Below are 26,207 nucleotides of genomic sequence, written 5' to 3' on the forward strand. Positions count from 1 at the left end.
TGTGGTTATCTTCCGCGCAACGCCCCTGGCAATTTCTACAGCCCCTGCGCGCTTTGGGGTATAATGCCGCCTTCTTTGATCAAACAAGCCTGATTATGCTGCCGTTTTTTGCTACCTGCCCCAAGGGCCTCGAATCCTTACTCACCGACGAACTGCACAACCTGGGAGCCACCGAGCTGCAGGAGACCGTGGCCGGCGTGGCCTTCAAGGGCGAACTGGCCACCGCCTATCGTGCCTGTATGTGGTCCCGGCTGGCCTCACGCATCATGCTGCAACTGGCGGACTTCACCATGCGCGACGACATGGACCTCTACCTGGGCGCGGCCAATATCGAGTGGGAGCGGCATATCCAGGAGGGACAGACCTTCGCGGTAGACTTTTCCGGCGGCAATAATGCCATCACCAACACCCAGTACGGTGCGCTCAAGATCAAGGATGCCATCGTCGACCGGCTGAGCAAGCGTCGGGGCGAACGGCCGAGCGTCGATAAGCGCGCGCCCGACATCCGCATCCTGGCCCACCTCAAGCGCAACCAGCTCAGCATCACCCTGGACCTGTCCGGACCGGCCCTGCATCAGCGCGGCTACCGCCAGCAGGCGGGGGAGGCGCCGCTGAAGGAAAACCTGGCTGCCGCCATCCTGCTGCGCAGTGGTTGGGATAAAGGCTCGCCCCTGGTCGATCCCATGTGCGGCTCCGGCACGCTATTGATAGAAGCGGCGCTGATGGCCGCCGATCAGGCGCCGGGGCTGCTGCGCCCGCGTTTCGGCTTTATGGCCTGGTCCGGCCATGACGCGGGTCTGTGGCAAAGCGTGAAGGCCGAAGCCACGGTGCGTGCCACCCGCGGCCTCAAGCAGGCCGAACCGGTGCTGTTCGGTTTCGATCAGGACCAGCGGGTACTGGCCTTCGCTCGGGACAATGCCGAGGCGGCCGGGGTGGCGCACCTGGTGCAATTCCGGGAAGGGACGGTCGGCAGCCTGGAAAACCCCGGCGGGCAGGCCGGCTGGCTGATCTCCAACCCACCCTATGGCGAGCGCCTGAGCGACTTTCCCTCTCTGCTCGGTTTGCACCAGTTGCTGGGCGAAAAGCTGCGGGCCGAGTTCAAAGGCTGGCAGGTCAGCCTGATCTCCAGCTCCCCCGAGCTGCTCAGTTGCCTGCGGCTGCGCCACGAGAAAAGCTATCGCCTGTTCAACGGCGCCCTGGCCTGCGAATTGCGCAACTACCGCATTGCCGAGGATGCCAGGGCCGCCCGACCGGTGGCGGAAGACTTCGCCAACCGTCTGGCCAAGAACGTCAAGGCGCTGGAAAAGTGGGCCAGGAGTGAGCAGATCGACTGTTACCGCCTCTACGACGCCGACCTGCCCGAGTACAACGCCGCTATCGACCGGTACCGGGATCACCTGGTGATCCAGGAATATGCCGCGCCCAAGACCATTCCCGAACACAAGGCCCGGGCCCGCTTTTTCGATCTGGTGCAGACCGCCATGGCGGTGACCGGCGTGCCCGGCGACAAAGTCGTGCTCAAGGTCCGGGCCCGGCAAAAGGGCAAGGAGCAATACGAAAAGCTGGATCGGCGCGAGCAGTGGATGGAAGTGCAGGAGCACGATGCCTGCCTGCTGGTCAACCTGTACGATTACCTGGACACCGGTCTCTTTCTGGATCACCGGCCCATCCGCAAGCGCCTGGGTGAGCTGGCCCGGGGCAAGGACGTGCTCAATCTGTTCGCCTATACCGGCACCGCCACCGTGCACGCCGGCCTGGGCGGCGCCAGGTCCACTACCACGGTGGACATGTCCAGGACCTACCTGGCCTGGGCCGAGCGCAACATGCAACTCAATGGCCTGCGCGGGCGGGAGCACCAGTTCATCCAGGCCGACTGCCTGAGCTGGTTGACGAAATCCGGCGGCGATTATGACCTCATCTTCGTCGATCCGCCGACCTTCTCCAACTCCAAACGGATGGAGGACAGCTTCGACGTGCAGCGCGATCATATCGAGCTGCTGCACCTGCTGAGCAAGCGGTTGCGCCCCGGCGGCCTGCTGATCTTCTCCAACAACAAGCGCAATTTCAAAATGGACATGGACGCCCTGGTCGAACTGGGGCTGAACGCCACCAATATCAGCAAGGACACGCTGCCCAGGGACTTTGCCCGCAACCCGCAGATCCACAACTGCTGGGAAGTCCGTTGGAGCCGGCCCCATGAGTAACAAGATGACGCTGTTTTCCACCGACGGCTGCCACCTGTGCGAGCAGGCCTGGTCCCTGCTGGAGCAGACCGGCCTGGCAGACGGTACCGAGCAGAAAGACATCATAGACGACGAGCAGTGGCTGGCCGCCTATTCAGTCCGTATTCCGGTATTGCGCCGGCAAGACGGCGCCGAGCTGGACTGGCCCTTTACCGCTGCCGACCTTATTGAATTTAGCCGAGTAGAATCATGAGTTTGTTAACCCTGCAAAACGCCCAGCTGGCGTTTGGTGATGCCCCGCTGCTGGACGGGGTGGAATTGAATATTCAGGCCGGAGAGCGGCTCTGTATCGTCGGCCGCAACGGCGCCGGCAAGTCGACCCTGATGAAGGTGATCGCCGGCGATATGCAGCTGGACGACGGCCGTCGCCAGCTGCAACAGGGCATCAATATCGCCCGCCTGGAGCAGGATCCCCCCAAGGTCGACGACGATCAAACCGTGTTCGACTATGTTGCCGGTGGTCTGGCGGAGCTGGGCACCTTGCTGGCCCGTTACCATCACCAGCTGGAGCGGGTCGGCCACGACAGCTCCGACAAGGCGATGAACGAGCTGATGCGGCTGCAGGAGCAGGTGGAGCACGCCAACGGCTGGCAGTTCGATACCCGCATCAACCAGAGTCTGACCCTGCTGGGCCTGGACGGCGATACCCGGCTCAACGATCTGTCCGGCGGCTGGTTGCGCAAGGTGGCCCTGGCCCGGGCGCTGGCCAATGATCCTGACATCCTGCTGCTGGACGAGCCGACCAACCACCTGGACATTGAGGCCATCGCCTGGCTGGAGAGCTTCCTGGTCGATTTTCGCGGCGCCATCGTTTTTATCAGCCATGACCGGGCCTTTATCCGCAAGATGGCCACCCGTATCCTGGATCTGGATCGGGGCAAGCTTTCCAGCTGGCCGGGCAACTACGACGACTACCTGGTCAACAAGGAAGAGGCGCTCAGGGTGGAAGCGGAACAGAACGCCCTGTTCGACAAACGCCTGGCCCAGGAAGAAGCCTGGATCCGCCAGGGCATCAAGGCCCGCCGCACCCGTAACGAAGGCCGGGTGCGGGCGCTGAAGGCGCTGCGCAATGAGCGAAGCCAGCGCCGGGAAAGCCTGGGCAAGGTCAGCGTGACCCTGGATGACGTGCGCCGCTCCGGCAAAATCGTGTTCGAGGCCGAGCACCTGGACTTCGCCTACGAAGGCAAGCCGCTGCTCAAGGATTTTTCCGCCCTGGTGCAGCGTGGCGACAAAATCGCCCTGGTCGGCCCCAACGGCTGCGGCAAGAGTACCCTGATCAAGCTGCTGCTCGGCCGGCTCGAGGCCCGGCACGGTAGCCTCAAGTGCGGCACCAAGCTGGACGTGGCCTATTTCGATCAGTACCGGGAGCAGCTGGATCCGGAGCGCACCGTGATGGACAACCTGGCCGACGGCAAGCAGGAAGTGGAGGTGGGGGGCCGCAGCCGCCATGTGCTGGGCTACCTTCAGGATTTCCTGTTCGAACCCAAGCGCGCCCGAACCCCGGTGAAGGCGCTGTCCGGCGGAGAGAAAAACCGGCTGTTGCTGGCCCGGTTGTTCCTCAAGCCCAGCAACCTGCTGGTACTGGACGAACCGACCAACGATCTGGACGTGGAAACCCTGGAGCTGCTGGAAGAGCTGCTCGCCGACTACCAGGGCACCCTGCTGCTGGTCAGCCACGACCGGGACTTTATCGACAACACTGCCACCCATTGCTGGCTGTTCGAAGGCGAGGGCAGGGTCAGCGAATACGTCGGTGGCTATCAGGACATGCTGCTTCAGCACTCTCGCCAGGCCGAGGCCAAACCAGCGGCCGCGAAGGAAAAGGCCGACAAACCGGCCCCCAAGGCGGAAAACAAGCCCAAGGCCGGTAAAAGGCTGTCCTACAAGCTGCAGCAGGAGCTGGAGGGACTGCCGCTGAAACTGGAGCAGCTCGAACAGCAGATAGCGGCGCTGCAGGAAGAAATCAACGGCCCGGACTTTTTCAGCCGGTCGGAGGCGGAAACCCAGCCCAGGCTGCAACGGCTGGCCGAGCTGGAAAACGGGCTGGAGGCGGCCTTTGCCCGTTGGGAAGAGCTGGAGGAAATGGCCGCCGGCTGAGTGAGCCATCTCACATTTCCTGTTTTTGCCTGTTCATCAAAACTTCATAAATATCAGGTGCTAATCCGGTATTCTGGACTATGCTCATAAATTGCGCTTGATCTCGCCCCCGCACTCAACTATTCATAGGGGGCGGTGGTTGATAACCGCCGTGCACTTTTTGTTGATTAAATGAGGGTTATACCTATGAAGAGACAAAAACGTGACCGTTTGGAAAGAGCGCGTACCCGCGGTTACCAAGCTGGAGTCAGTGGTCGTTCTAAAGAGCAGTGCCCTTACAATGATTTTGATGCCAAAGGACATTGGTTAGGGGGCTGGCGAGACGCAATGGAAGACAAAGGCTCTGGCCTCTTCATGAAGTAAACAGTTTTCACCTTCAACAAAAAAGGCCCCGGATCCCGGGGCCTTAACGTATCTGCAGCTGGTTCAGAAGCTGGAGGTATCGGTAAAGAGGCCGACCTTCAGATCCTTGGCTTCGTAGATCACGCGGCCATCGACTTCCACGATACCGTCGGCGATACCCATGATCAGCTTGCGCCAGATCACCCGCTTCAGGGTGATTTTATAGGTGACTTTCCTGGCGGTGGGCAGGATCTGGCCGGTGAATTTCACTTCACCCACTCCCAGCGCACGCCCCTTGCCCGGACCACCTTTCCAGCCCAGGAAGAAGCCGACCAGCTGCCACATGGCGTCCAAACCCAGGCAGCCGGGCATGACAGGATCGCCGGGGAAGTGGCAGTCGAAGAACCACAGATCGGGAGTGATATCCAGCTCGGCCAGGATCTCGCCCTTGCCGTGCTCGCCGCCTTCATCGCTGATATGGACGATACGGTCCATCATCAGCATGTTGGGGGCGGGCAGCTGGCTGTTGCCCGGGCCAAACAGTTCACCGCGGCTACAGGCCAGCAGTTCGTCTCTTGTAAAGGCGTGTTTGCCCAGTTCTTTTTGTGAAGGCATCTAACTCTTCCAGTTTTGGTCGGGCCAGCGGGGCCCTGTTTGCAAATTGGCGTCACTTTAGCGAACAGTTGTTAGCCAGACAAGTCCGATCTCTAGCGCCGACGGAATAAACGCCGTAAAAAGCTGCTTTCCACCGTGTGGCCATTGAGATCGTCCAGCCGGTCGCGGATGCGCCCGAACAGGGTGTCGGGCTGCTCGACATCACCAGCGACGCAACCGGTGAGTAGCTCGATGGCTTGCTCCACGTGGGCCACCGGATAGATATGGAAGCGGCCGGCGGCGATGGCGGCGCACACCTCGTCGGACAGGTTGAGCTGCAGGCGGTTGCTGGCCGGGATCAGCACCCCTTGCTCGCCGGTGAGCCCCTGGATCTGGCACAGCCGGAAAAAGCCCTCTATCTTCTCGTTGACCCCGCCCACCGGCTGGACATTGCCGAACTGATCCACCGCGCCGGTCACCGCAAAGTGCTGGTAGATGGGCTCCTGGGCCAAGGCCGAGAGCAGGGCGCACAGCCCGGTCAGCGAGGCACTGTCACCGTCGATCTCATGATAGGACTGCTCGAACACCAGGTTGGCGGAGAGCGGCGAGGGGTGCTCGGCGCCAAACAGGTTGGCCAGGTAACCGTGGATGATCATCATCGCCTTGGCGTGGATGTGACCGGCCAGTTCCGCCTTGCGCTCAATGTCGGCGATATCGCCATCGCCCAGGTGGACGGTGGCGGTGAGCCGCACCGGCTCGCCGAAATCGTAGGGATGGCCGGTGATCTGGATCACCGACAGCCCGTTGATCTGGCCCACCTCCCGGCCCTGGGTCTGCATCAGGTACTGGCCGTCGCGCACCCCCAGATCGGAATGCTCGACCAGGAAGTTGAGCCGGTAGTCCTGCTCCTGCTGCGCCAGCACCAGATACTGCTCGGTGATAAGCTCGCTCTGCTCCCGCTTGGCGATCACCTCGGCCAGTTGCATCATGGCAATCAGTTGGGCTTCCACCAACGATAACCGGTGCTGGTGTTCGGTGAGCCGGCTGCCGTAGCGGCACAGCCGACGCACCGCGCCGGCGTCCATGTCCATCAGCCGGTGCTTCTGCCGCAAATGGGCCAGGTAGCCCAGGTAACCGGACAGATCCTTCTGGGCATCCCATTCGGGAATGATGTCGGCACGTAGGAAGGCGAGGGTGTCCAGCTCCCGGTCCAGCAGGTACAGCTCGGCCACCGACATCCGATCACCCACCAGGATCAGGTGAATATCGAGGGGCGGCGGCTCGGGCTGAAAGTAAAAGGCGGCCATTTCCGCCGGCCGGCTCCATTCCACCTGGCGGGTGGCCAGCGCGTTCTTGAGCCGGAACCAGACCGAAGGCTGCTCCAGCAGTTCCTCGATCGGCAGGATCAGGTAACCGCCATTGGCCTGGTGGATGAGACCCGGCTCCAGCAGGTGGTGGTGGCTGAATACCGAGCCCTGCTCGGTCTGGAAGTGGATGGCGCCAAACAGCTGTTCGGGACTGAACTGGCGGGCATAGACGATGGGAATGGTCTCGTCGTAGCGGTGCACCATCAGATTGATCAGGATGGGATGGCTGAAGCCCTGGCCGGCGGCCACGTGCTGGGACAGCAACGACAGGTAGTCGGCAATCTTTTCATCCTGGCCCTGTTTTTTCAGGATCCGTTCGACGACGTGCTCCGCTTCCAGGTGGCGGGAAGACAGCTCCAGCAACTGGCCGACCAGCTCACAGAACTCGATGCCGGAGCCGGCCTTGAGCTTGAGCCAGATCGGCTTTTGCGGATGATGCAGGTTTTCGGCGTAGCAGAGATCGAACAAATCCGCATGGTTGGCATGCTGCTTGACCAGATCCTGCACCAGCTCTTCATAATCCACCCCCGGAAAGCCGTTGAGCAGCAGCACCGGATTGACCGAATTCAAGCCGGAGAGGGTCGCGAAGGCGGAATCCACCCGGGCTTGCAGCGCACTGAACGCCAATGGCGGACAGTCGTTCAGGGTGGTCAGGGCGGGGAGTTCGAAAACGGGATTCAGCTCGGCAGGGCTCAGTGATTGCACTCGAAAACTCATCAACTTAAGTAAATTGTTGCCAGTATACTTGAGCCGGCGGGCAGGTCGAGTCTCGGCGCAAAAAACTGTGTCTTAATTCGGGGCGCTGTCATCCTGCGGTCAAGCGGCGGTCATGCTCTTGTCATGCCCCCGGCTTATTCTGCCGCCGGAGCGAGGAGGAAAGCCGATGGGATGGACATTGCTAACGCGCTGGGATCACCAGCTGTTCCGTAAGAGCCAGGCCAGCCGCTACTGGCAGCAACGGGCCTGGCTGGCCCGCTGGATTTCCCGCACCGGGGATGGTCCCCCTTATGTACTGCTGGGGCTGGCGTTCTGGTTGAGCCAGCAGGAGCAACTGCAAGCCTATGTGGCTGACCTGCTGTTTGCTTTTGCCCTGGAGCTGCCCCTTTACCTGAGCCTGAAGCATACCTGCCGCCGTTGCCGGCCGATGATGGCCCTGCCCGACACCCGCGCCTATATCGAGCCTTCCGACAAATTCAGCATGCCCTCCGGCCATACCGCCGCGGCTTTTCTGGTGCTGACCCTGGCCCTGGTGCACTTTGGCCAGTGGGCGCTGCCGGCCCTGCCCTGGGCACTGGTGGTAGGCTGGTCCCGGGTCTGGCTGGGGGTGCATTTTCCCTCCGATATCCTGGCCGGCGTGCTGCTGGGCGCGGGGGTTGCGGGCCTGGTGGCCCTTTACTGAACAGGGAGACAGCATGCGCATTCTCTATGGGGTGCAGGGCACCGGCAACGGTCACATCACCCGGGCCCGGGTGATGGCGGCGGAGTTCGCCCGCCGCCGCCTCGAGGTCGACTTTATCTTCTCGGGCCGCGCGCCCTCCGCCTATTTCGACATGGCCGCCTTCGGGGACTTTACGACCCGCCCCGGGCTGACCTTCGTCACCGAACGGGGCCGGATTAGCGTCGGCAAAACCCTGCGCAACAGCCGCCCGCTGCAATTGCTGCGGGATATCCGCCAGCTGCAGATAACGAACTATGACCTGCTGATCAACGACTTCGAGCCGGTCTCGGCCTGGGCGGCCAGGCGGGCAGGGGTGCCCAGTGTCGGCATCAGCCACCAGGCCGCCTTTTTAAGCCCCATCCCCAAGGCGGGAGAAACTCCGGTCGCCCGCCGTATCATCCGCCACTTTGCCCCCACTCGGCAGCCGCTGGGCGTGCACTGGTACCACTTCGGCCGGCAGCTGCTGCCGCCGCTGATCGAAACCCACCCGGCGGCACCGACCGATGCCGGTCGGCACATCCTGGTGTATCTGCCGTTCGAAAGCCCGGACGAGATTGCGGCCCTGCTGCATCCGTTCGGCGATACCCGGTTTCATTGTTATCACCCCGCTGCGGTGACGGCGCCGCAGGCGTCCCACATCCGCTGGCGGCCGCCGTCCCGGGACGGCTTTCAGCAGGATCTGCAACAGGCGTCCGGGGTGATTGCCAACGGCGGGTTCGAACTGCCTTCGGAGGCCCTGGCGCTGGGCAAGAAACTGCTGGTCAAGCCGGTGCTGGGTCAGTTCGAGCAACAGTCCAATGTGCTGACGCTGCAACAGATGAAGCTGGCCCGCGTGATGTACCGGCTCGAGCGGCAGGCGGTGGCCGACTGGCTGAGCCTGCCCCCGGCCCAACCGGTGCACTACCCCGAGGTGGCCGCTCCCCTGGTGGACTGGCTGCTGGCCGGCGACTGGCGGGATCCGGCGCCCCTGTGCGATAGCCTCTGGCGGCAGGTGCGCTTTCCCGATTACTGCACCCTGTCCGGGAATTGACCGCGGCGGCGAAAGCCGGCCAGCCTGACCACATTGTTGCGGGCCAGCCGGTCCGGATAGGGGCAGGGTAAATCTCCCACCGGGGTCTCGGGGCAGCTGGCACGGGTGAGCCGAATGTCACCTGTGGTTGGTGACCCTGCATCCCTTCGACGATGGCAATGGCCGCATCAGCCGCGCCCTGACCGACATGGCCCAGGCCCAGGACGATAGCCAGGGCATCCGGCTTTATGCCATGTCGGTGGCCATTCTCGAGCGCCGGGCCGATTATTACCGGCCGCTGGAACAGACCCAGCGGGGAGGGCTGGACATCACCCCCTGGCTACTGTGGTTTATGGATACCCTGGACGCCACCCTGCAGCAGGCGTTGGCGCAAATAGAACGCATCCTGGTGAAGAGCCGTTTCTGGCGACAATACCAGGCGGCTGGCCTGGTGCCGGAGCAGACCAAGGTGCTGAACCGGCTGTTGGATGGCGGTGACAAGGGCTTCGAGCAGGGGATCAGCGCGGCCCAGTATCAGAAAGTGGCCAAGGTCAGCAAGGCCACCGCCACCCGGCCGATCTGCTCGGCAAGGGTTGCCTGGAGAAACTGCCGGGCGGAGGCCGCAGCACCCGTTATCGGATAAAGCAGCCATAAATGCGCAACCAATGGTGTTATGTTAAATGCTAAGCGGCTTATGCGCATTTTTTTGCCAGACTAGAGAAGTACGGCATCTCTTTTTCCCGGAAGGGCCCCTATGTCCCGACAAACTTTGAGCCTGTTCCTGTGCGGCGATGTGATGACGGGAAGAGGAATTGACCAGATCCTGCCTCGTTCCTGCCCGGACGAGCTGCACGAAGCCTATATGACCCGGGCGAGCGGCTATGTCAGGCTGGCCGAGCGACGGCGAGGGCCGATATCACGACCGGTGGATTTTACCTATATCTGGGGCGACGCCCTGGCCGAGCTGGCGCGGGTCGGGCCTGCGGTGCGGGTGATCAACCTGGAAACCAGCATCACCACCAGCGAAGACTGGCAGCCCAAGGGCATCAACTACCGCATGCATCCGGCCAACCTGCCCGTCCTCGGCGCCGCCGGCATCGACGTCTGTGCCCTGGCCAACAACCATGTGCTGGACTGGGGCCGGCGGGGGCTGCTCGACACCCTGGCCGGGCTGGAGCGACAGGGCATCCGCACCGCCGGTGCCGGCAGGGATCTCGCCGAGGCCAGGGCGCCGGCCAGGATCGAACTCGGACCCGGGGAGGGCGGGCGCCTGCTGATCTTCGCCCTGGCCCTGGCCTCCAGCGGCGTGCCGGAAAGCTGGGCGGCCGGCGTCAACCGACCTGGGGTATTCTTTTTGCCGGCGCTGACGGCGCCGGCACTCGATGAGCTCAAGGCCCTGATCCGGCGCTGGCAACGGCCAGGGGACCGGGTGCTGGTGTCGATCCACTGGGGCCCTAACTGGGGTTACGCCATACCGGCCGCTCACCGCGATTTCGCCCGGGCCCTGATCGACGAGGCCGGGGTCGACCTGGTGCACGGCCATTCGTCCCACCATGTGCTGGGGCTGGAGCTGTACCGGGAGCGGCTCATCCTCTACGGCTGCGGCGACTTTATCAACGACTACGAGGGCATCCACGGTTACGAACAATACCGGCCCGATCTGGTGGTGATGTTCTTTCCGGTGCTGGAGCGGGACAGCGGTCGTTTGCAGTCGCTGCGCCTGGTGCCGCTGCAGCTGAACCGGTTCCGGCTGTGCCGGGCCCGGCCCGCAGACGCTGCCTGGCTGGCGCAGCGAATGAACCGGGAAGGCAAACGTACCGGCACCAGGTTCAGCCTCCAGCCGGACGGCAGCCTGACGCTGAACCTGGATTAAAGACGGGCAAAGCGCCGAGTCTTGGGCCTTTTCGCCGCAGCCGGTGAAGACCCCGGCTAGCCGCCCAGCTTTTGTTGCACGCTGGCGACCTTATCGGCCATGGTCTGCGCCCGGTCGTTGCGGGTGCCCAGCTTGATATGGCTGGTAATGCGCACGGCGCCGGCATCGTGCAGCACCTCGTGGCAGCGCTTGACCGCCGCCATCACCTCATCCCATTCGCCTTCCACATTGGTGCCGTAGCCGTGCATGGTGTGAACCAGACCGGCATCCTCAAAGATTTGCTGGCACATGGCCACATAAGGCGACACCGACACGCCAACGCCACCGGGCGAGACCATGATATCCATCAGTACGAACATAACGGCTCCTTGGTTAGAATGAATCGGTAAGTTGAATCATTCCGCCATTCGAGCCAAAACGCGCGCAGGCCACAAGGGCCAGATGGGGAATTTGCGTTGGCCAGTGCATTGTGGTCATAGGGTTCCATTGCATCTGCGCCAGGGTGCTGTTAGTAATGAGGGCAGGGGAAAAAGTAGAACTCCCATGGGTGCCCACTTCTAGGCGATCACTCTCGGCAAGCTGAGCCTGCGGCTGTTCGGTCAGCCAAATTGTAAGAATCATTCTCATATCTTTACCTTCCAATAACCGCGAGTACCGCCAATCCGTTCAATGGCGCCGGCTTCTTTCAATTTATTCTGAACGGCCGAGGCATTGATGTTCAGCTTATCGGCCCGCGCTTGACGAGTAATGGGCGGGTTTTCCTGAATCAGGACCAGTACGTCCCGCTGTCGTCCGGTGAGTTCCAGCATTTGACCACCTATCTGACCACCTATTGAACCACCTGTTTCCATCGCATCTGCAGCGGCGAGGCTGGTATCCCGGAGGAATTCAATATCCATAAAATCCCCGGTCTAAATGGTGGTTTGATCATCAACGTGTTGAACAGGTTCTAATATTAAAGCTCCAAACGTAACCAGCGTGAGATGCCATGGCCGCCCCAACATCGCTTTCCCACCAATCGCCCTCGGCACCGGGTGCATGACACCCTGCGGGCAAAGTAACGGTACCGATAAATCTTTAAAACCGGGCAGTAGAGCCAGGGTGTCTTGAGCCTTATAACTTATTATTTAACATAATATACATTATGCGCAGTAATAGAGGCCATTGCTTAAGAACATGAAACCCAGCACGGACGCGGCATGCAGGCTGTTGCGGTGCTCCTTCAACAGCTTGTCCCAGACCGCTTTTGTGGTGTCTGACTTGGCTCTCGCCCTGGCAAGTTCAAGTAGCACTTCGCTTGGGTCTAGCCCCACCTCTTTTGCAATGTAAGTCGCTGTTTCGTCGGTGAATTCTCTTTGTCCGCTGTAGATTTCTGAAATGTAAGGTCTGCTTAGCCCTAGCTCTGCTGCTACTTGCTTCTGAAGGTTGTATTTTTTGGCTTTCATTAGCTCGTTTATCAGTGTTTTCGAATACATTTTTTGTTTTCCTCCAAAGTCAATCCCCCTGATTCTAGTTCGCTAGTTATCAAATTACCTGTCTTGTTGTTCGGTAAATGACGAACTAACATGCTCTTAATTCGATAATAGGCGAACTAATTATGTCCACCATCACCCTGAATTTGTCAGAAAACGATCTCGATGTACTGCGCACTGCGCGGACCTTGTCTGCTGCGGCTCAGTTGGCGCTGGCTGAGTATCGCGCGTTGTTGGGCATGGTTGAGTCTGAGCTGGTGGGTGCTGCCTATGAACGTTGGCTGGCCCTGGACAAACAGGCCGAACGTCAATTCGCGCTGTTCGCCCGCATCTGCTCCGTGCAGATCACTAGCCTGTAATCGGAGCCACCGCCATGACCGTCACCATCTACTGGCAGGAACAACCGGAATTTGGCCCAGGCTGGGTCTCCGCCTGCATCTGTGGTGATGTGGATTTCTTCCCTAGCATGAGCCGCCTTCGCCAGCATCTGGCCTTTGAATTCGATGATTACGAGCTGGTCGAGGTGACGCCGGACAACTGGCAGGAACTGCATGATGCGGGGGCCTTCCGCCATGGCTAACCGGGTCATTCACGATTACCTGTCGTTCACGTGGTCGCCTGAGTCGCTGGTCAGGATGAAAAGACTTGCCCGTACCGGGGCCATCATTAAGACCCCTCGCCCGGTGGGTGTAGAGCGGTTTTCGGGCGCTGATTCGGAGCTGAACCGGGCATTCATGGCTGAGATGGCCGATATGCTCGATGAGGCCATGGGCTCGGCTGAGTGTATCGCCGCCGGGGTCGACTATAACGACGCCTATAACGATATTGTGCACCATTACGGGGTTCAACTGCTCGATGCCCTGTGCTGCGCTGAGGTCGAGGCGTTTGTTCAGGAACTCAATGAGGAACTGAGCCCCACGGGCGTTGCTCGTTTCAGCTATGAGGCCCGCCAGGGCGGCATGTACGGCTATAGCCGCTCGGCTACACTCAAAATCGACGCTGCTAACGCCGGTGTCGTCGCCTGGGGTGCGGAAAACGGCGGCTGTCTGGTGTCCATTAGTGGCGCCGGTTGTGTGGCTATTGACTTTGCTCGTCTGCACGGGATTGTTCAGCGGCTGCCGGGCTTCAAGATCACCCGGGTGGATTTGGCGCTGGACGATTACGAGGGAGTGGCGTTCTCGGCTGCCCGTTTTCGTGAAATGGCGCTCGAAGGGCTGTTTAGCGGTCGTGGCCGTCCGCCCAAGTACACCTATATCGAGTCCGGCCATATCAATCTGATTGACCCTAAAGCCGCCAAAAAGCGTTACGGCATGGTGCCGGATTTGGGTTGCTCCTTTTATGTCGGTGCTCGGGAGTCCGGCAAGGTGTTCCGGGCCTATGAAAAAGGCCGGCAAATGCAGTCCCAGGAACATCCGGAATGGCAACGGGCTGAAGTCGAGATCCGCTCGAAAGACCGGGAGATTCCGCTTGATGTGCTGCTTAACCCGGATGCGTATTTTGCCGGGGCCTATCCTGCCCTTGCCGGATTGGTCGAGCAGGTGGAGCCTGAGCGTATAAGGACGTTTAAAAACCTGTTCAGGGTTGACCGTCAACGGTCAATCGAAGCTGCCGCCATTCAGGCCGGACGGCTGATTAATTATCTCGCTCGTTGGGAAGGGATAAGCCCGGGTGACATTTGTCACCGTCTTACCTCCCATTTGGGTATTGACGATATACCGGCGCGATTAAAGCGACCGGTCAATTATGAGTTGTTATCTACCAACGGCACAATTGAGCCAGCATTTTAAAAAGAGGATTTTGATATGTCTACTATGCAAGTGATGGCCGTAATTTCTGTTACCAAAGGTTCAGGTATTAGCCGAAAAACTGGCATTCCTAAACCGTATGATTTTGCTCAGCTCACTTATTTGGTGCCAGCTAAATCAATCGCTAAGGAAGAAACCAATATTACCAATTACGGGTTTGATACTCGTGATTTGGGTGTGCTCAATACGCCCGAGACTATCGAAACCCTGAAAAGTATTCCGTTTATGCAGCCGGTCAAGCTTCTCTTGGAAGCGGATCCGGAAAACCCGAGCCGTAACGTCGTTACCGGGTGGGATGCTGTGTAATGGTGTTGTACGCCTGTGACGCTGTGATTGATGGCGTATGCCAGAACCCGCAAGCCGTCGAGGTGTATTTTCTTTCCGGCCTCATGGCCGGTTCTACTGCGATTGTGGCGGCGCTGGCAACAATGATATGCGTTGCTGGTGGCCTCAATTTGTTATCAAACTTTACTGGAAGGTGAAAATATGGAAGCCATCGATACCGCGCAAGCTCTGACCGCTATTGGTCTGCTGACTGCTGCTGTCGCCGCTATTGGTGCGGCAAAAATGGGCATTAACGGCCTCGTCTTCGTCTGGCGTAAAATCCAGGGCGTGGTTAGCCGTTAATATCGGCTCGGTTAAACAGGGGGCTGCGGCCCCCTTTTTAGATCTAAGGGTCGAACATGCTTATTCTCGATGGTGATGGCTTATGGATGCTCGTTGGTTACTTGGTCTTTTTGTCCTGTGTCTATCTAATTTGGCGTTAGCCGATGAACCGATAATTTGCCCCCCTAACGCCTTATTTTATGTGTCTGACACAACAGCAATGCCGGTTTGCCTGGCTGATCTTTGCGAGGCTTCTTGTCGGGAGCCGGGTTGTATTGGTGTAAATGGCCAGATGGCTGTTTATACCAACGGCAATATTTGTGGATCTGGTGGAGATTCAGGTTCTGAAGGTTCAGGCTCCGAGGATCATGGTCTTAGTGATTTGCCGTCTCCTGATGATTTCGGGATTAGGGATAGTCTTTCAGTTTATTCAATTGATGGTGTCTATGTAGCCGGATATGAGTCTGTTAAGCGTAATCTCGGTCAAATTAGAGATTATCTTACTTATTTTAGAGAGGGGGTTTTATATGACATTGATCTGTTGAGTTCAAAGGTTAGATCTTCTAGCTTTAATTCTATGACGGCCACTATTTCTGCGAATGGTGCTTTTTTTAAAGCTGATTCCGCATTAACAAAAGTTCAGTTATTAGAATCTGATTTGGATTCGATTTCATCTGATTTTTCAAGTGAACTTTCTGCTGTTAATCAATCAATTAATCGACAGATTTCAGATGTTTATGGTTCGATTAATCAACAGGTCTCAGATATTTATTCTTATGTGGGGGATGTGGCTGATGTTGCTTATTCTGCGCCGTCGCGTGATGAGATTTATGGTCATGTTGACGCTATGATTGATGGTGTTTATAGACATACTGATGGTGCGTATGAATTAGCGGCCAGTGTTAGTGATAGTCTTGGTGATGTTTATTCTGAAATGAACGATAATTTTTACTCCAATGATATGGCTATTAATGAATTGAGAGAGTCAATAGAATCAGGTGAATGGTTTGATGATTCAGGTATTATTTCTGCAGTGAATAATCAAACTAATGTAATCAGTGAATCTTTAAATAATGTTAGTATTCCAGAGATTCCCGGTGGTTCTACTGAAATCCCTACGGATTCATTTGATATAAATGAATTTGTGATGGATAAAGTGGATTTGAATATTTTTGACTCTCACGCAACTTGCCCGCCTGATGTTAATGCGGTCATCTTGGGCGAAGTGCTTTCATTCACTTATCAGCCGTTTTGTGATTTTGCCGAATATGTAAGGCCGGCCATTCTTTTGATTGCTTGGATCGCCTTTGCCTTTATTGTCATGCGTAGTCGTTACCGATAAGAGGGTCATATGCCATTTGTAAGCGCCATACTGTTGGGATTGCTGACCTTTGTCGGTGAGTCTATTACTAGGTTCCTCGTTTCTGCGGGTGCTTTCTTTGTTGTGTACACTGGTGTTGCTGCATTATCCCAAGGTTTGATTGAACTTAGCCAAGGTTATTGGGCAGGGATACCCGGGCATATATTGCAAATTATGGCACTAGGTGGTCTTGATGAAGCGTTGTCCATATTGATGTCAGCTGTAGCCACACGGTTTGCAATGGATTTTACCGATGAAAAGATAATGAGTTTTAGGGCGGCAAAATGATTAGGTTAATAACGGGGTTTCCAGGCGCGTCTAAGTCACTTAATACAGTAAAAGAGGTGGTTGAGGATTTAGATTATTCCGGTCGTCCGGTGTATTACTACAATGTCAAGGCGCTCATGCTCGATATTGATTTCGCGGCGTCGTTTTCTGGTTGGTTCTACGGCTCTTGGTTGCCAACTGCTGGTGATGCAGATCTTGAGCGTGTGATCCCTATTGTGCGTGTCGTGCACAAGCAGAGCCGGGTGGTGACTGAGGATGATTTGCCTTTTCTGGTCTGCTACTGGCGTCAGGGCGAAGTTTATCAAACGTGGGTCGACTGGGTTCTAAAGCTGTATCCAGAGCAGAAAACCGCTGAGCTGAGGCGCTTCCTTGATGCCTGCGAGCACTTTGGCTTCAAGGCCAATAAGGACAGGCTCAAGCGGTTTCATCTGCATTGGCACAAGATGAAAAATCCGCATGATTGGCATAAGCTGCCTTATGGTTCAGTGATTATTATCGACGAAGCTCAGGAATTCTTTCCGCCTCGTTCGGTGGGTTCGAAAGTGCCGGAGCATATCAGTAAAATGAACGTGCATCGCCATTCAGGTTTTGACCTTCACTTGATTACGCAACAGCCGAAATTGGTTGATTCTCAGATTCGTTCAGTGACTGGGCGTCATATTCATTTTCACAACCCTGATAACGGTGAAAAGGTCGTGCGTTATCAGTCGGCCAAGTTGATGGATGTGGAAAATGAATCAAGCCTGAAAGATTGTTTGAATTTAACTTATCACCCAAGGGATAAGAAATTTTATGGCTCTTATTATTCAGCCGAAATCCATACGCATAAGCGTATTGTGCCGGACTTTTATAAAAAGATAATTCCAAGCATATTGATGCTGCTGATTGGCCTTGGCGGTGCTGGCTATGTCTTCTGGAATATGGGGTTCAAAGAAGTTTTTGCGAATGAAACCACAATAGAGGTTAATGAAAATGATCATGCAAACACTCAAGCGCCTGCTGGTTCGCCGGCTGACTCGGTTCCTGTTGGCAATCGCTGTATCTTTGTTGGTGAGCGGCGTATCTGCCGTTAAGGCCATTGAGACCGATGGCCAGCCGATGACGCTTGATGTGTTTTCGGATTTAGTGGGTATGGCTCTTGGTCGTAATGTGGTTTTACATTCAGGGTTAGATATAAATGCCAGGGTATACGGCATAGATCCTGAAGATAATATCGTCGATGTGCTGGATGCAGTGATTAAAGCCAATGGGCTTTTTATTCAGACCGTGGGCAATGTGGTTTATATCTACCCTTTTGATGAAGATGCCCGACCTGATTACAGCATGTTCCCGGTGCGGCTGGACTATCCAAGGCCGACGCTTGCCGATGATCTCGATAAGCTGTTTGCGTGGTTAAATGAGGTCCACGGGGCGCCCTGTTCGTTTGTCACCGCGTCGCCGCTAGCGGTGCATGCCAACTGCCCGGTTTTCATCAAGGATGCCGTTCAAGCGGTGGTTGGTATGTTTGCTGCCGATGTGCCCCAGTATGTGGTCAGAGCTTATATCGTTGAAACGAGCAGTATTAGCGCCCGGGAGTTGGGCGCCAAATTTGGTTACAGTGGTTCGCGCTCAGGTGTTGTATGGAATCCACAACCGGACATCAAAATAGATTTGGGCAACGCCAGCGTACAAGCGAACTTTGATGACTTCTCGCTGTTTGGCCGCTTTCTTGCGCGTGAATCGGGGGTGTCAATGGTCAGTCAGCCCATGCTGGCCGTCGATGCTGGTACCGGGGCACGCATCCACGTGGGTAATAATGTGCCTATCGTGGTCAGGGCGGCCACTGTAGAGCAGGGAGCCAGTATAGAGCGGCGTGACGTGGGGGTGATCCTTGATGTGCTGCCAGTACAGCTTTCCGGCGGTCGTATCCATGTGACGGTGAAAACTGATGTGAGTCGAGTCGATGAAGTGACAAACCAATTCGGGGCGATTATCAGTACCAGGGCGATTGATACCACGATCACCTTGCGGGAAGGCCAGACCGTGGTGTTAGGTGGCCTGATTGACTACTACATGGAAAAATCGAGTCAGGGAGTGCCGGTGCTGCGCTCCATCCCTATCATCGGTCGGGCGTTCCGGGGTGATCTCGATAATGCCGACCGGCGCGAAATATCCGTTATGCTGCGCATCGAGCCGGTTTAGCCAGCCGGGGGGATGCGGACGCTTGCGGCCGGGCGTCTCGGCTGGCTAACCTGCCTTCCTTCGTGCATCACCTCTATTCCGCGCCGATAAAGGCTTATAATAAGCCTTATAATTCCTTTACAATATGATAATAAATCTTATAATGTAAGCCATGAACTCAATAAGCTGGTCGAAGAAAGCCAGGAAACAATTGCTGAAGCTGCCTCAACAAGATGCCGTTGTCATTTATGACGGTGTTGAGGAGTTAAAGCAGTTTCCGGAAAGCCGTAACGTTAAGCGTCTGACCAACCATCAATATGACTACCGGCTAAGAGTGGGCCGCTATCGGGTCCTGTTTGACTTTGATGGCGAAGTGAAAGTTGTCAGCATCGAGGAGGTAAAGAAACGCGATGGCCAGACATACTGAAGTGCAAATCATCAGCCAGGGGGGGCGCCCTGCGTTCGCCGTGGTGCCCTATGATGAATGGCTGGCTTTGACCGGTCAGCAGGAGGAAGCCGGCGCTTACATCCCTCATGAAGTGGTGGGCTTGCAGCTACACAAGGGGCTGTCACTGCTGGCTGCCTGGCGGGCTTATCAGGGCCTGAGTCAGCAGGAGCTGGCTGACCGTATGGGTGTCAGTCAATCCAGCGTGGCCCAGATGGAAAAGCCGGGGGTCAATCCGCGCCGTAGTACCCTGGAACGGGCCGCCGCGGCCCTGGGGATCACCGTCGCTCAACTGGAAGACTAAGCATAATCGGCTGGGGCCCCGCTTGCGGGGTGGGTATGGGCGAAGCCCATGATAAACCAGCGTCCTATCAGGCCCCTGCGGGGGCCTTTCGCGTTTTTGTGCCTGCATCCCATGCCGATCCATCCCCGTGCCCTGCCAAACCGGAGCGAAGCGACCCACTACACGGGATTTTCAGCGTCTCGGGCTCTGCCGGTCGTATGACAAGAGGGAGCATCAGCAACGCGGTATCGGCGGGGTGGGGGCGTCCTGTGGCGCCTGTGGCCGACTATCCCCCCGTATAGTAATACGGGGGGAATTCGACTCCGGGCTATCCCCGGACTCGGTTTAGCCTTTCTCTAATCCTGCGGGCTCGCTCGGGATCGATGTGCTGCGCTGAGTCAACGGCATACTGTAGCATGGCGGATAAACGAAAGCGGTGCTGTCTGAAAGATGATTATTGGTTCGAATCCATGGGGCTGTTCAAACACGGATCCTTAAGTGCCAATAACCAGCCCCGGTGCGGATGGTATCATCCGGTATTGTCACACTTGGTCCCGCTCCTCACGGCCGCCTGCTGTGGGGAGGTTCCAGGATTGCAATGGGACAGGCCCCAAAAAGAAAATGCCGATAAACTGTATTATCGGCAACAAGCCATCTGAACAATAAACAGGGCCACCCACAGCGTGGCGTCGACGGCACATGCCCTGCCCGGTTTATCCGCTCGATGTGAACGCCGCCTACCCCGCCAGCAGCGTATCCAGGCCGATGTTCTGCACCTCCAGGTGCGATGCCAGGGCCCGGACGATGAGTTCGTGGTCGTCCCGCGCCGGCAGGCCCGATACGGTGATCACCGCCACGACGCCGACGCCCCCAACCCGCACCGGGAAGCTGCCGCCATGGGCGGCGTAATCCAGCGGATCCAGACCCATATCGGGCCCGACTTCCTTGCCTTTCACCGCCAACCGTTCGCCACACAGCAGTGACGAGCACTGCTTGCGCAACGTCATATTGCCCTTGCGGCGTGCCCATTCATCATTGTCCGGCGCCGAACCCGGCAGCGCCGCAAAATACAGCCGGCGGTTGGCGGTGCGGATATCGATCACTACCGGCGCCCTCTCCGCTGCCGCCAGTTCGCGTAGCGCGGTGCCCAGCCGATAGGCTGCCTCTTCATCAAAGCCGCTGAACACCAGGGCCCGCTCCTGCTGTTCGAGTGCGCTGATCAGATTGGTCACGTTCACCTCTTCTTCCTGTTCCGGATTATTGAATAGTGGCAGTTTGCTCTTCATTAAACACCACGCCTATCTGCCTTCTCACTTCATCCATCGCCGTCAGCGTTGCGATCGAGGTCGCCAGCGAACGTACCGGTGAGTCGGTCAGGCCCCGACCGATACACCAGGCGATGTGCTCAATTTCATGACAGAGCTGGGTATAGCGGTTTGCCGGCTCCTGCCAGTGCAGTGTGTGTTGGTTATCACTGGAGGTAAGACGGAAATTGCCCGGCGCATAGAACTGGCCGTCGAGCACCAGAGTGGCATCGCGTCCGGCAATCACGGCCCGGCCCGGGGTATTGCTGAACAGGGTGGTATTCAGCACCGAATGCATGCCCTGCGGGTGGGTCAGCAGCATGGAGATCTGCCCGTTCACCCGGTCGGTGGCGGGCTGCCCTGTGGCGACGATGCTGTCCGGCGCGCCGCCCACCAGGCCGCTGAAACCAAGCAGATAACTGCCGAGATCGAGCATGGGGCCACCCGCCAGATCGGCATTGAAAATACGGTGATCGGGGGTGAAAAACTCGCCGTGGTCGGCAATCAGGGTATGCAGATCCCCCAGTACGCCATCTTCCAGCAACTGGCGGATCACATCGTATTTCGGCGTGAAGTCGCACCACATCGCCTCCACGCACAGGCGGTTCTGCCTGCACGCTTCCTGCTGCAACGCTGCCGCCTGAAGGGCGTTGAGCGCCAACGGCTTCTCGATCAGCACATGTTTGCCGGCGCCCAGCGCGCGCAGCCCATCCGGGTAATGGTGATTATGGGGCGTTGCGATATAGACCACATCCACCTCGTCCCGGCTCAGCAGCGCGTCGATACCTTCACAGGCGTGCGGGATCTCCCACTTGCGGGCAAACGCCTCGGCTTTTGCCTTGCTGCGCGACGAGACGGCGACCAGCCGCTGTTGCGTGTGGTGGCGCAGCGCATTGGCAAAGTGATCGGCAATCCAGCCGGGACCAACAATGCCCCAGCGCAGGGCGGGAATGTCACTGGCGGCAGGTCGGCGGTGCACGGGTAAGGTTGAGGGGAACATATCATCTCCATGATGTTTGTTGCGTAAGGCAACCAGACTCAGACAAGAACAACACCTTGACACTATAGAAAGGCGCAGATAACCCTCTAATGTTTTGTTGATGCAAATCCATCAAGGCCTGGGGCTATCCACGGCCGCCCTTCAGGACTTCAGCCGGTCCAGGCGCTTGTTGGCGGCGCTTTCATGGCGTTCCACCTTGCCGGTGTGCAGGTACTGGGAGGTGGTGTCGATGCTGTCGTGGCCGGCGTCGGCCTGCACATGGGACAGCGGCCGGCCGTTGTAGTTGATGTCGTGGGTGATGCCGGTATGGCGGATGCTGTGCACCCTGAGGCTGCGCATTTCGGCGGCGTCCTGGTCGAAACCGTCGTCGGCGGCTACATCGGCGGCGGTGGCCATCAGCTCGTCGAGCAGCTCGCGCAGCTGGCGGATGCCGAGGTTGGCGTTGAGCAGGCCTTGCTCCCTCCCCCGACCGGCGGCCCGATGGCGCACGAACAGTGGTGTGTTTTCGTTGGGCGCCGGCAAGGGCGACAGCTTGAGGTAACCCCGGTAGCGCGTCAGCGCCGCCAGCAGTTCCCGGGACACCGCCACCGTGCGCCGTTTGCCGCCCTTGCTCACCGGGATGTGGAAGCTCCAGATCCCGGTCTTGCCGTCCCGGCGGAACTGACTCATCACCGGCGAAAAACCGGGCCGGGCCGCCACTTCGGATATGCGCAGGTAACAGCCGTACATCAGCGACACCAGGAACAGGGTGCGCTCATGCCGCTCGGGCTGCTCCCGGGCCAGACGCTCGGCGGTGCCCATCACGTAGGACCACTGCAAGTCACTGAATACCCTGAGCTCTTCTTCCTCACCCAAGGGGCCGGCGGGTACCGGGCTGGCACCGAAGCGGCTGTGGCGCATCCACATCACCGCCGGGTTGCGCTCAGTCACCTCCTCGTTGATGAGATAGGCGTAGAAGGATGACAGCACCGCCATCTTGGTCTTGAGCGCCTTGTCGCTCAGCCGGTACGGCTGTGCCACGCCGTCCGCCTTCTTGCCCAGGAACGGCCGCCACAGCGGATTGGGCCGGCGTTCGCCCCAGTCCTTGTCCAGCACGAACTGAGCCACGTTGCGATAGGCGATCAGGGCCGGCGGCGGCGCCAGGCAGTAGTCCACATAACGCTGGATGCCGCGCCGGCTCAGGGCCACCGGCGACAGCTGCTCCACATCGAAGCACCAATGCAAAAAGGTGGTCAGCTCGCTGCGATAGGTCTTGTAGTTGTTCTCGCTGTAGCGGCTCTCCAGCAGCCAGTCCATGGCATGCTCGTAGATAAAGGCGGCGTCCGCCACCCGGTTCAGGGTGACTTCGGCAATATGCTGGTTGACCAGGCTGTTGCCCTCTTCCAGGTATTGGGGTGCGTCGAACAGTGGAGTAACGGGAGGAAGCTCGGGCATGATCGCTTGGGGTGGTATAAAACAGGTAAATAGTGTACCAAAAACAAAAAGTTACCACATACCCATAAATCCGGTTGCCGGCGATGACGGACAGCGCCGGGCGGGCCGATCCTCGACAAGGGCTACCGCGGCGGCCAACGGCTATAGTTGTTAGAGACAGGCTGGACCCGGATGCCGCCGCACCTCGACCCGCATCCGGCCAGCGGCGTGATCCACCGCAACCAGGGCGACCCGGTGCAAGACGAAGACAACAGTCCCCGACAAGACGGACCGCACGCGCAAAGGCTGCTCGAGCTGGTCGACCAGACTCTGCGCGATCTGCAGCCGGATGCGCCGGCGATGCCGCCCGCCCGGCTCGACAGCACCCTCGACCAGGATCTGGCCCTCGATAGCCTGTCCCGGATGGAGCTGCTGTTGCGTATCGAACAGGCCTTCGCGCTCGACCTGCCGGAAGATACCCTGCAGCGGGCCGACACAGTCCGGGATCTGCTGCTCGCCATCGAACAGGCACCACGCGCCGCGGCGCGTGGCCGGCCGAAGCAGGCCACGGCGCCCGGCCCCACCCCGCCGGACGACGATGACAAGGCGCTGACCACCGCCAGCACCCTGTTGGAGGTACTCGACTGGCATGAGCGGGCGCATCCGCAGCGGGTGCAGAGCATCCTGGTAACAGACGAGTCTGATCAGCCGCTCAGTTACGGCGAGCTGGCGGCCGGCAGCCGGAGGGTGGCCGCCGCCCTGCAGCAGGCGGGGGTCGCGCCGGGCCAGGCCGTGGCCATCATGCTGCCCACTTCCCTCGCCTACTTTCACTGCTACTTCGGCATCCTGCTGATGGGCGCCATTCCGGTGCCCATCTACCCGCCGGCGCGGGCGTCCCAGCTCGAAGATCATGTACTGCGCCACGCCGGCATCCTCGCCAATGCCGCGGCCGTGCTGCTGATCACCGTGCCCGAGGCCAAGGTGGTAGCCCGCCTGCTGCAGGCCCGAGTGCCGGGACTGCGCCGGCTGGCGACCCCCGAGCAGATGGTCGCGCCGGCGGAGAGCCTGCTCCCGGTCGAGATCCGGGGCGAGGACACCGCTTTTATCCAGTACACCTCGGGCAGCACCGGCAATCCCAAGGGGGTGGTGCTGAGCCACGCCAACCTGCTCGCCAACATCCGCGCCATGCAGCAGGTGCTGGCGGCCAGCCCGCGCGACGTCTTCGTCAGCTGGCTGCCGCTGTACCACGACATGGGACTTATCGGCGCCTTTCTCGGCAGCCTCTGTGTCGGTTTTCCGCTGGTGGTGATGTCACCCCTCACCTTCCTGGCCAGGCCCGAACGCTGGCTGTGGGCCATCCACCGCTATCGCGGCACCCTCTCGGCGGCGCCCAACTTCGCCTACGAACTCTGCCTGAAACGCATCGCGCCGGCGGCGCTGGAAGGACTCGACCTGAGCCATTGGCGGCTGGCCTTCAACGGCGCCGAGGCGGTCAGCCCCGACACCCTGCGGCGCTTCACCGAGCGTTTCACCCCCTACGGCCTCAGGCCGGAAGCCGTCACCCCCGTCTACGGCCTGGCCGAGGCCTCGGTCGGCCTGCTGTTTCCTCCGCTCGGGCGCGGCCCCGTGATCGATGGCATCCGGCGCGAGCCCCTGGCACTCGAGCACCGCGCCCTGCCCGCCGCCGAGGGGGACCAGGGCGCCCAGCGTTTCGTGTCCTGCGGGGTCCCTTTACCCGGTCACGCCATCCGCATCGTCGACGAGGCCGGCCAGGAGGTGACCGAGCGTATCGAGGGGCGGCTGGAGTTCAAGGGGCCGTCGGCCACCCGGGGCTACTTCCGTAACAGCGAGGCCACCGCCGGGTTGTTTCACGACGGCTGGCTCGACACCGGCGATCGCGCCTATGTCGCCGCCGGCGAGGTGTACCTTACCGGGCGGGTGAAGGACATGGTGATCCGCGGCGGCCGCAACCTCTACCCCCAGGAAATAGAAGACAGGGTCGCCGCCGTGGAGGGCGTGCGCAAGGGCGGGGTGGCGGTGTTCGGCAGCCCGGATCCGGCCACCGGCACCGAACGCCTGGTGGTGCTGGCCGAAACCCGCCTGGACGGAGGCGCCCTCGACCGCCTGCGTCAGGAGGTGGTGAAGGCGGTACTGGGTGTGCTGGGCGAGCCGCCCGACGAGGTGGTGCTGGCCCCCCCTCACACGGTGCTCAAGACCTCCAGCGGCAAGGTGCGCCGCGCCGCCTGCCGTAACCTCTACCAGCAGGGGGGTATCGGCAAGGCGGCCCCCACGGCCCGGTTCCAGCTGCTGCGCTTAGGGGTAGGCAGCGCCGCGCTCTGGCTACGCCGCCTGGGCGGGCAGCTGGCCCGCGCCGCCTTCGCCCTGCACGCCATGCTGATGCTCGGGCTGTTGGCCCCCCCGACCTGGCTGGCGACCCTCGCCACCCGGTCGCCCGCTTTCGCCTGGCGCCTCGGCGGCCGGGCGGCCCGCTGGCTGCTGCGCCTGACCGGCACGCCCTTCAGGGTGGCGGGACTGGAGCGACTGCCGGCGGGCCCCTGCGTGCTGGTGTGCAACCACGCCAGCTACCTGGATGGCCTGTTGCTGGTGGCGGCCCTGCCCCGGCCCTATGCCTTTATCGCCAAACGGGAGCTGGGCGAGCAGTTCGTCGCTGGTCGCTACCTGAAGAAACTGGGGGTGGAATTTGTCGAGCGCGTCGAACTGCGGCGCAGCGTGGAAGACGCCAATCGCATGGCCGAGCTGGTCAAGGGCGGGCGCTCGCTGCTGGTGTTCCCGGAAGGGACCTTCATCGCCCGCCCGGGGCTGCTGCCCTTTCACCTGGGCGGTTTTCTCGCCGCCGCCGGCGCGTCCGTGCCGGTGGTGCCGGTCACCATCCGCGGCAGCCGATGGGTGCTGCCCGCCAGCCGCTGGTGGCCCCGGCACGGCGCCCTTGAGGTGGAGGTGGGAGCCCCCCTGCCGCCCCGGCAGGAGGACGAGGAAGTGTTCGCGGCGGCGGTGCGGCTCAGACAGGCGGCCCGTGCCTGGATCGCTCAGCAGCTGGCAACGACAGAGCAGGAGGAGGAATAAGGGAATAAAAAACGACCCGCCGGA

General features: G+C 59.5%; 29 protein-coding genes. 20 read left to right on the top strand and 9 right to left on the bottom strand.

The window, feature by feature from the left end:
• The first annotated feature begins 95 nt into the window (after positions 1–95).
• From rlmKL to rmf, 4 genes are all read left to right on the top strand, one after another.
• Entirely contained in the window at positions 96–2,204 is a 2,109-nt protein-coding gene (gene rlmKL / locus C7H85_RS03155) for a bifunctional 23S rRNA (guanine(2069)-N(7))-methyltransferase RlmK/23S rRNA (guanine(2445)-N(2))-methyltransferase RlmL (protein ID WP_106728240.1), read from the top strand.
• On the top strand, positions 2,197–2,436 hold the full coding sequence (locus tag C7H85_RS03160; RefSeq protein WP_106728241.1) for a glutaredoxin family protein: 240 nt from the start codon (positions 2,197–2,199) through the stop codon (positions 2,434–2,436). Before rlmKL ends, C7H85_RS03160 begins: the two co-directional genes overlap by 8 nt.
• Complete coding sequence (uup, locus tag C7H85_RS03165) at positions 2,433–4,340, top strand: ATP-binding cassette ATPase Uup (RefSeq protein WP_106728242.1); 1,908 nt, start codon at positions 2,433–2,435, stop codon at positions 4,338–4,340. The genes C7H85_RS03160 and uup overlap by 4 nt, the downstream gene beginning before the upstream one ends.
• A gap of 186 nt (positions 4,341–4,526) precedes the next feature.
• Positions 4,527–4,703 (top strand): ribosome modulation factor, encoded by a 177-nt coding sequence (gene rmf / locus C7H85_RS03170; protein WP_094038823.1) that lies wholly within the window; start codon positions 4,527–4,529, stop codon positions 4,701–4,703.
• A 63-nt stretch (positions 4,704–4,766) separates the two neighbouring features.
• Here rmf and fabA read toward each other — a convergent pair whose 3' ends face one another.
• Complete coding sequence (gene fabA, locus C7H85_RS03175) at positions 4,767–5,297, bottom strand: 3-hydroxyacyl-[acyl-carrier-protein] dehydratase FabA (protein WP_106728243.1); 531 nt, start codon at positions 5,295–5,297, stop codon at positions 4,767–4,769.
• A gap of 92 nt (positions 5,298–5,389) precedes the next feature.
• Positions 5,390–7,348, bottom strand: a complete 1,959-nt coding sequence (locus C7H85_RS03180; protein WP_106728244.1) for a Lon protease family protein — start codon at positions 7,346–7,348, stop codon at positions 5,390–5,392.
• A gap of 178 nt (positions 7,349–7,526) precedes the next feature.
• Here C7H85_RS03180 and C7H85_RS03185 point away from each other — a divergent pair, with 178 nt between their 5' ends.
• From C7H85_RS03185 to C7H85_RS03200, 4 genes are all read left to right on the top strand, one after another.
• Positions 7,527–8,042, top strand: coding sequence for a phosphatase PAP2 family protein (locus C7H85_RS03185; RefSeq protein ID WP_106728245.1), 516 nt, complete (start codon positions 7,527–7,529; stop codon positions 8,040–8,042).
• 13 nt (positions 8,043–8,055) lie between these two features.
• Positions 8,056–9,111 carry an MJ1255/VC2487 family glycosyltransferase gene (locus tag C7H85_RS03190; RefSeq protein ID WP_106728246.1) on the top strand — a complete coding sequence of 352 codons (1,056 nt, stop codon included), beginning with the start codon at positions 8,056–8,058 and terminating at the stop codon, positions 9,109–9,111.
• Positions 9,112–9,241: 130 nt separating this feature from the next.
• Positions 9,242–9,733, top strand: a complete 492-nt coding sequence (locus C7H85_RS03195; RefSeq protein WP_245879548.1) for a Fic family protein — start codon at positions 9,242–9,244, stop codon at positions 9,731–9,733.
• A 111-nt stretch (positions 9,734–9,844) separates the two neighbouring features.
• Positions 9,845–10,963 carry a CapA family protein gene (locus C7H85_RS03200; protein WP_106728247.1) on the top strand — a complete coding sequence of 373 codons (1,119 nt, stop codon included), beginning with the start codon at positions 9,845–9,847 and terminating at the stop codon, positions 10,961–10,963.
• Between the two features lie 56 nt (positions 10,964–11,019).
• Here C7H85_RS03200 and C7H85_RS03205 read toward each other — a convergent pair whose 3' ends face one another.
• The 4 genes from C7H85_RS03205 to C7H85_RS03220 all read right to left on the bottom strand — a co-directional run bounded on the left by C7H85_RS03205 (position 11,020) and on the right by C7H85_RS03220 (position 12,438).
• Positions 11,020–11,322, bottom strand: coding sequence for an MTH1187 family thiamine-binding protein (locus tag C7H85_RS03205; RefSeq protein ID WP_106728248.1), 303 nt, complete (start codon positions 11,320–11,322; stop codon positions 11,020–11,022).
• 13 nt (positions 11,323–11,335) lie between these two features.
• A complete protein-coding gene (locus C7H85_RS03210; protein WP_146140404.1) occupies positions 11,336–11,590 on the bottom strand; it encodes a hypothetical protein in 255 nt (84 codons plus the stop codon).
• Entirely contained in the window at positions 11,587–11,862 is a 276-nt protein-coding gene (locus tag C7H85_RS03215; RefSeq protein WP_106728250.1) for a putative DNA binding domain-containing protein, read from the bottom strand. Before C7H85_RS03215 ends, C7H85_RS03210 begins: the two co-directional genes overlap by 4 nt.
• A 243-nt stretch (positions 11,863–12,105) precedes the next feature.
• Complete coding sequence (locus C7H85_RS03220) at positions 12,106–12,438, bottom strand: helix-turn-helix domain-containing protein (protein ID WP_106728251.1); 333 nt, start codon at positions 12,436–12,438, stop codon at positions 12,106–12,108.
• 122 nt (positions 12,439–12,560) lie between these two features.
• Between C7H85_RS03220 and C7H85_RS03225 the strand changes: the two genes are divergently transcribed.
• The 11 genes from C7H85_RS03225 (at position 12,561) to C7H85_RS03265 (ending at position 19,403) form a co-directional block, all read left to right on the top strand.
• The gene (locus C7H85_RS03225) at positions 12,561–12,794 is read left to right on the top strand and encodes a hypothetical protein (protein WP_106728252.1); all 234 of its coding nucleotides are present in this window, start codon (positions 12,561–12,563) and stop codon (positions 12,792–12,794) included.
• Positions 12,795–12,808: 14 nt separating this feature from the next.
• Entirely contained in the window at positions 12,809–13,015 is a 207-nt protein-coding gene (locus tag C7H85_RS03230; protein ID WP_106728253.1) for a hypothetical protein, read from the top strand.
• Entirely contained in the window at positions 13,008–14,222 is a 1,215-nt protein-coding gene (locus C7H85_RS03235) for a replication initiation factor domain-containing protein (protein WP_158260055.1), read from the top strand. The genes C7H85_RS03230 and C7H85_RS03235 overlap by 8 nt, the downstream gene beginning before the upstream one ends.
• A gap of 15 nt (positions 14,223–14,237) precedes the next feature.
• Positions 14,238–14,546: a hypothetical protein gene (locus tag C7H85_RS03240; RefSeq protein WP_106728255.1), complete on the top strand. Its 309-nt coding sequence runs from the start codon at positions 14,238–14,240 to the stop codon at positions 14,544–14,546.
• Between the two features lie 180 nt (positions 14,547–14,726).
• The gene (locus tag C7H85_RS19695) at positions 14,727–14,867 is read left to right on the top strand and encodes a major capsid protein (protein ID WP_158260056.1); all 141 of its coding nucleotides are present in this window, start codon (positions 14,727–14,729) and stop codon (positions 14,865–14,867) included.
• Positions 14,868–14,949: 82 nt separating this feature from the next.
• On the top strand, positions 14,950–16,188 hold the full coding sequence (locus C7H85_RS19460; RefSeq protein WP_146140405.1) for a virulence factor TspB C-terminal domain-related protein: 1,239 nt from the start codon (positions 14,950–14,952) through the stop codon (positions 16,186–16,188).
• A gap of 9 nt (positions 16,189–16,197) precedes the next feature.
• A complete protein-coding gene (locus C7H85_RS03245; protein WP_106728256.1) occupies positions 16,198–16,494 on the top strand; it encodes a DUF2523 domain-containing protein in 297 nt (98 codons plus the stop codon).
• Positions 16,491–17,567: a zonular occludens toxin domain-containing protein gene (locus C7H85_RS03250; RefSeq protein ID WP_106728257.1), complete on the top strand. Its 1,077-nt coding sequence runs from the start codon at positions 16,491–16,493 to the stop codon at positions 17,565–17,567. Before C7H85_RS03245 ends, C7H85_RS03250 begins: the two co-directional genes overlap by 4 nt.
• A complete protein-coding gene (locus C7H85_RS03255; protein WP_106728258.1) occupies positions 17,461–18,675 on the top strand; it encodes a type II secretion system protein GspD in 1,215 nt (404 codons plus the stop codon). The genes C7H85_RS03250 and C7H85_RS03255 overlap by 107 nt, the downstream gene beginning before the upstream one ends.
• Positions 18,676–18,826: 151 nt before the next feature.
• On the top strand, positions 18,827–19,081 hold the full coding sequence (locus C7H85_RS03260; RefSeq protein WP_106728259.1) for a type II toxin-antitoxin system RelE family toxin: 255 nt from the start codon (positions 18,827–18,829) through the stop codon (positions 19,079–19,081).
• Positions 19,065–19,403, top strand: coding sequence for a type II toxin-antitoxin system prevent-host-death family antitoxin (locus C7H85_RS03265; protein ID WP_106728260.1), 339 nt, complete (start codon positions 19,065–19,067; stop codon positions 19,401–19,403). The genes C7H85_RS03260 and C7H85_RS03265 overlap by 17 nt, the downstream gene beginning before the upstream one ends.
• A gap of 716 nt (positions 19,404–20,119) precedes the next feature.
• Here the strand turns inward: C7H85_RS03265 and C7H85_RS03270 are convergent.
• The 3 genes from C7H85_RS03270 to C7H85_RS03280 form a co-directional block, all read right to left on the bottom strand.
• Positions 20,120–20,668 carry a heme-degrading domain-containing protein gene (locus tag C7H85_RS03270; RefSeq protein WP_168388229.1) on the bottom strand — a complete coding sequence of 183 codons (549 nt, stop codon included), beginning with the start codon at positions 20,666–20,668 and terminating at the stop codon, positions 20,120–20,122.
• A complete protein-coding gene (locus C7H85_RS03275) occupies positions 20,640–21,686 on the bottom strand; it encodes a Gfo/Idh/MocA family protein (protein ID WP_106728261.1) in 1,047 nt (348 codons plus the stop codon). Before C7H85_RS03275 ends, C7H85_RS03270 begins: the two co-directional genes overlap by 29 nt.
• Positions 21,687–21,827: 141 nt before the next feature.
• Positions 21,828–23,120, bottom strand: coding sequence for a tyrosine-type recombinase/integrase (locus C7H85_RS03280; RefSeq protein ID WP_106728262.1), 1,293 nt, complete (start codon positions 23,118–23,120; stop codon positions 21,828–21,830).
• A 171-nt stretch (positions 23,121–23,291) separates the two neighbouring features.
• Between C7H85_RS03280 and C7H85_RS03285 the strand changes: the two genes are divergently transcribed.
• On the top strand, positions 23,292–26,183 hold the full coding sequence (locus C7H85_RS03285; RefSeq protein ID WP_106728263.1) for an AMP-binding protein: 2,892 nt from the start codon (positions 23,292–23,294) through the stop codon (positions 26,181–26,183).
• The last annotated feature ends 24 nt before the right edge of the window (positions 26,184–26,207 follow it).

Source organism: Zobellella endophytica, from assembly GCF_003012775.1.
Classification (GTDB): Bacteria; Pseudomonadota; Gammaproteobacteria; order Enterobacterales; family Aeromonadaceae; genus Oceanimonas; species Oceanimonas endophytica.

Coding starts and splice junctions, on each gene's coding strand:
- C7H85_RS03260 (WP_106728259.1), top strand. CDS start 18,827: ATGAACTCAATAAGCTGGTCGAAGAAAGCCAGGAAACAATTGCTGAAG.
- C7H85_RS19695 (WP_158260056.1), top strand. CDS start 14,727: ATGGAAGCCATCGATACCGCGCAAGCTCTGACCGCTATTGGTCTGCTG.
- C7H85_RS03160 (WP_106728241.1), top strand. CDS start 2,197: ATGAGTAACAAGATGACGCTGTTTTCCACCGACGGCTGCCACCTGTGC.
- C7H85_RS03190 (WP_106728246.1), top strand. CDS start 8,056: ATGCGCATTCTCTATGGGGTGCAGGGCACCGGCAACGGTCACATCACC.
- C7H85_RS03240 (WP_106728255.1), top strand. CDS start 14,238: ATGTCTACTATGCAAGTGATGGCCGTAATTTCTGTTACCAAAGGTTCA.
- C7H85_RS03250 (WP_106728257.1), top strand. CDS start 16,491: ATGATTAGGTTAATAACGGGGTTTCCAGGCGCGTCTAAGTCACTTAAT.
- C7H85_RS03285 (WP_106728263.1), top strand. CDS start 23,292: ATGCCGCCGCACCTCGACCCGCATCCGGCCAGCGGCGTGATCCACCGC.
- C7H85_RS03215 (WP_106728250.1), bottom strand. CDS start 11,862: ATGGATATTGAATTCCTCCGGGATACCAGCCTCGCCGCTGCAGATGCG.
- rlmKL (WP_106728240.1), top strand. CDS start 96: ATGCTGCCGTTTTTTGCTACCTGCCCCAAGGGCCTCGAATCCTTACTC.
- C7H85_RS03205 (WP_106728248.1), bottom strand. CDS start 11,322: ATGTTCGTACTGATGGATATCATGGTCTCGCCCGGTGGCGTTGGCGTG.
- C7H85_RS03275 (WP_106728261.1), bottom strand. CDS start 21,686: ATGTTCCCCTCAACCTTACCCGTGCACCGCCGACCTGCCGCCAGTGAC.
- C7H85_RS03265 (WP_106728260.1), top strand. CDS start 19,065: ATGGCCAGACATACTGAAGTGCAAATCATCAGCCAGGGGGGGCGCCCT.
- C7H85_RS03255 (WP_106728258.1), top strand. CDS start 17,461: ATGAAAATGATCATGCAAACACTCAAGCGCCTGCTGGTTCGCCGGCTG.
- C7H85_RS03270 (WP_168388229.1), bottom strand. CDS start 20,668: ATGAAGAGCAAACTGCCACTATTCAATAATCCGGAACAGGAAGAAGAG.
- C7H85_RS03230 (WP_106728253.1), top strand. CDS start 12,809: ATGACCGTCACCATCTACTGGCAGGAACAACCGGAATTTGGCCCAGGC.
- C7H85_RS03235 (WP_158260055.1), top strand. CDS start 13,008: ATGGCTAACCGGGTCATTCACGATTACCTGTCGTTCACGTGGTCGCCT.
- C7H85_RS03185 (WP_106728245.1), top strand. CDS start 7,527: ATGGGATGGACATTGCTAACGCGCTGGGATCACCAGCTGTTCCGTAAG.
- C7H85_RS03225 (WP_106728252.1), top strand. CDS start 12,561: ATGTCCACCATCACCCTGAATTTGTCAGAAAACGATCTCGATGTACTG.
- C7H85_RS03280 (WP_106728262.1), bottom strand. CDS start 23,120: ATGCCCGAGCTTCCTCCCGTTACTCCACTGTTCGACGCACCCCAATAC.
- C7H85_RS03220 (WP_106728251.1), bottom strand. CDS start 12,438: ATGTATTCGAAAACACTGATAAACGAGCTAATGAAAGCCAAAAAATAC.
- C7H85_RS03245 (WP_106728256.1), top strand. CDS start 16,198: ATGCCATTTGTAAGCGCCATACTGTTGGGATTGCTGACCTTTGTCGGT.
- C7H85_RS03210 (WP_146140404.1), bottom strand. CDS start 11,590: ATGAGAATGATTCTTACAATTTGGCTGACCGAACAGCCGCAGGCTCAG.
- C7H85_RS03200 (WP_106728247.1), top strand. CDS start 9,845: ATGTCCCGACAAACTTTGAGCCTGTTCCTGTGCGGCGATGTGATGACG.
- C7H85_RS19460 (WP_146140405.1), top strand. CDS start 14,950: ATGGATGCTCGTTGGTTACTTGGTCTTTTTGTCCTGTGTCTATCTAAT.
- fabA (WP_106728243.1), bottom strand. CDS start 5,297: ATGCCTTCACAAAAAGAACTGGGCAAACACGCCTTTACAAGAGACGAA.
- rmf (WP_094038823.1), top strand. CDS start 4,527: ATGAAGAGACAAAAACGTGACCGTTTGGAAAGAGCGCGTACCCGCGGT.
- uup (WP_106728242.1), top strand. CDS start 2,433: ATGAGTTTGTTAACCCTGCAAAACGCCCAGCTGGCGTTTGGTGATGCC.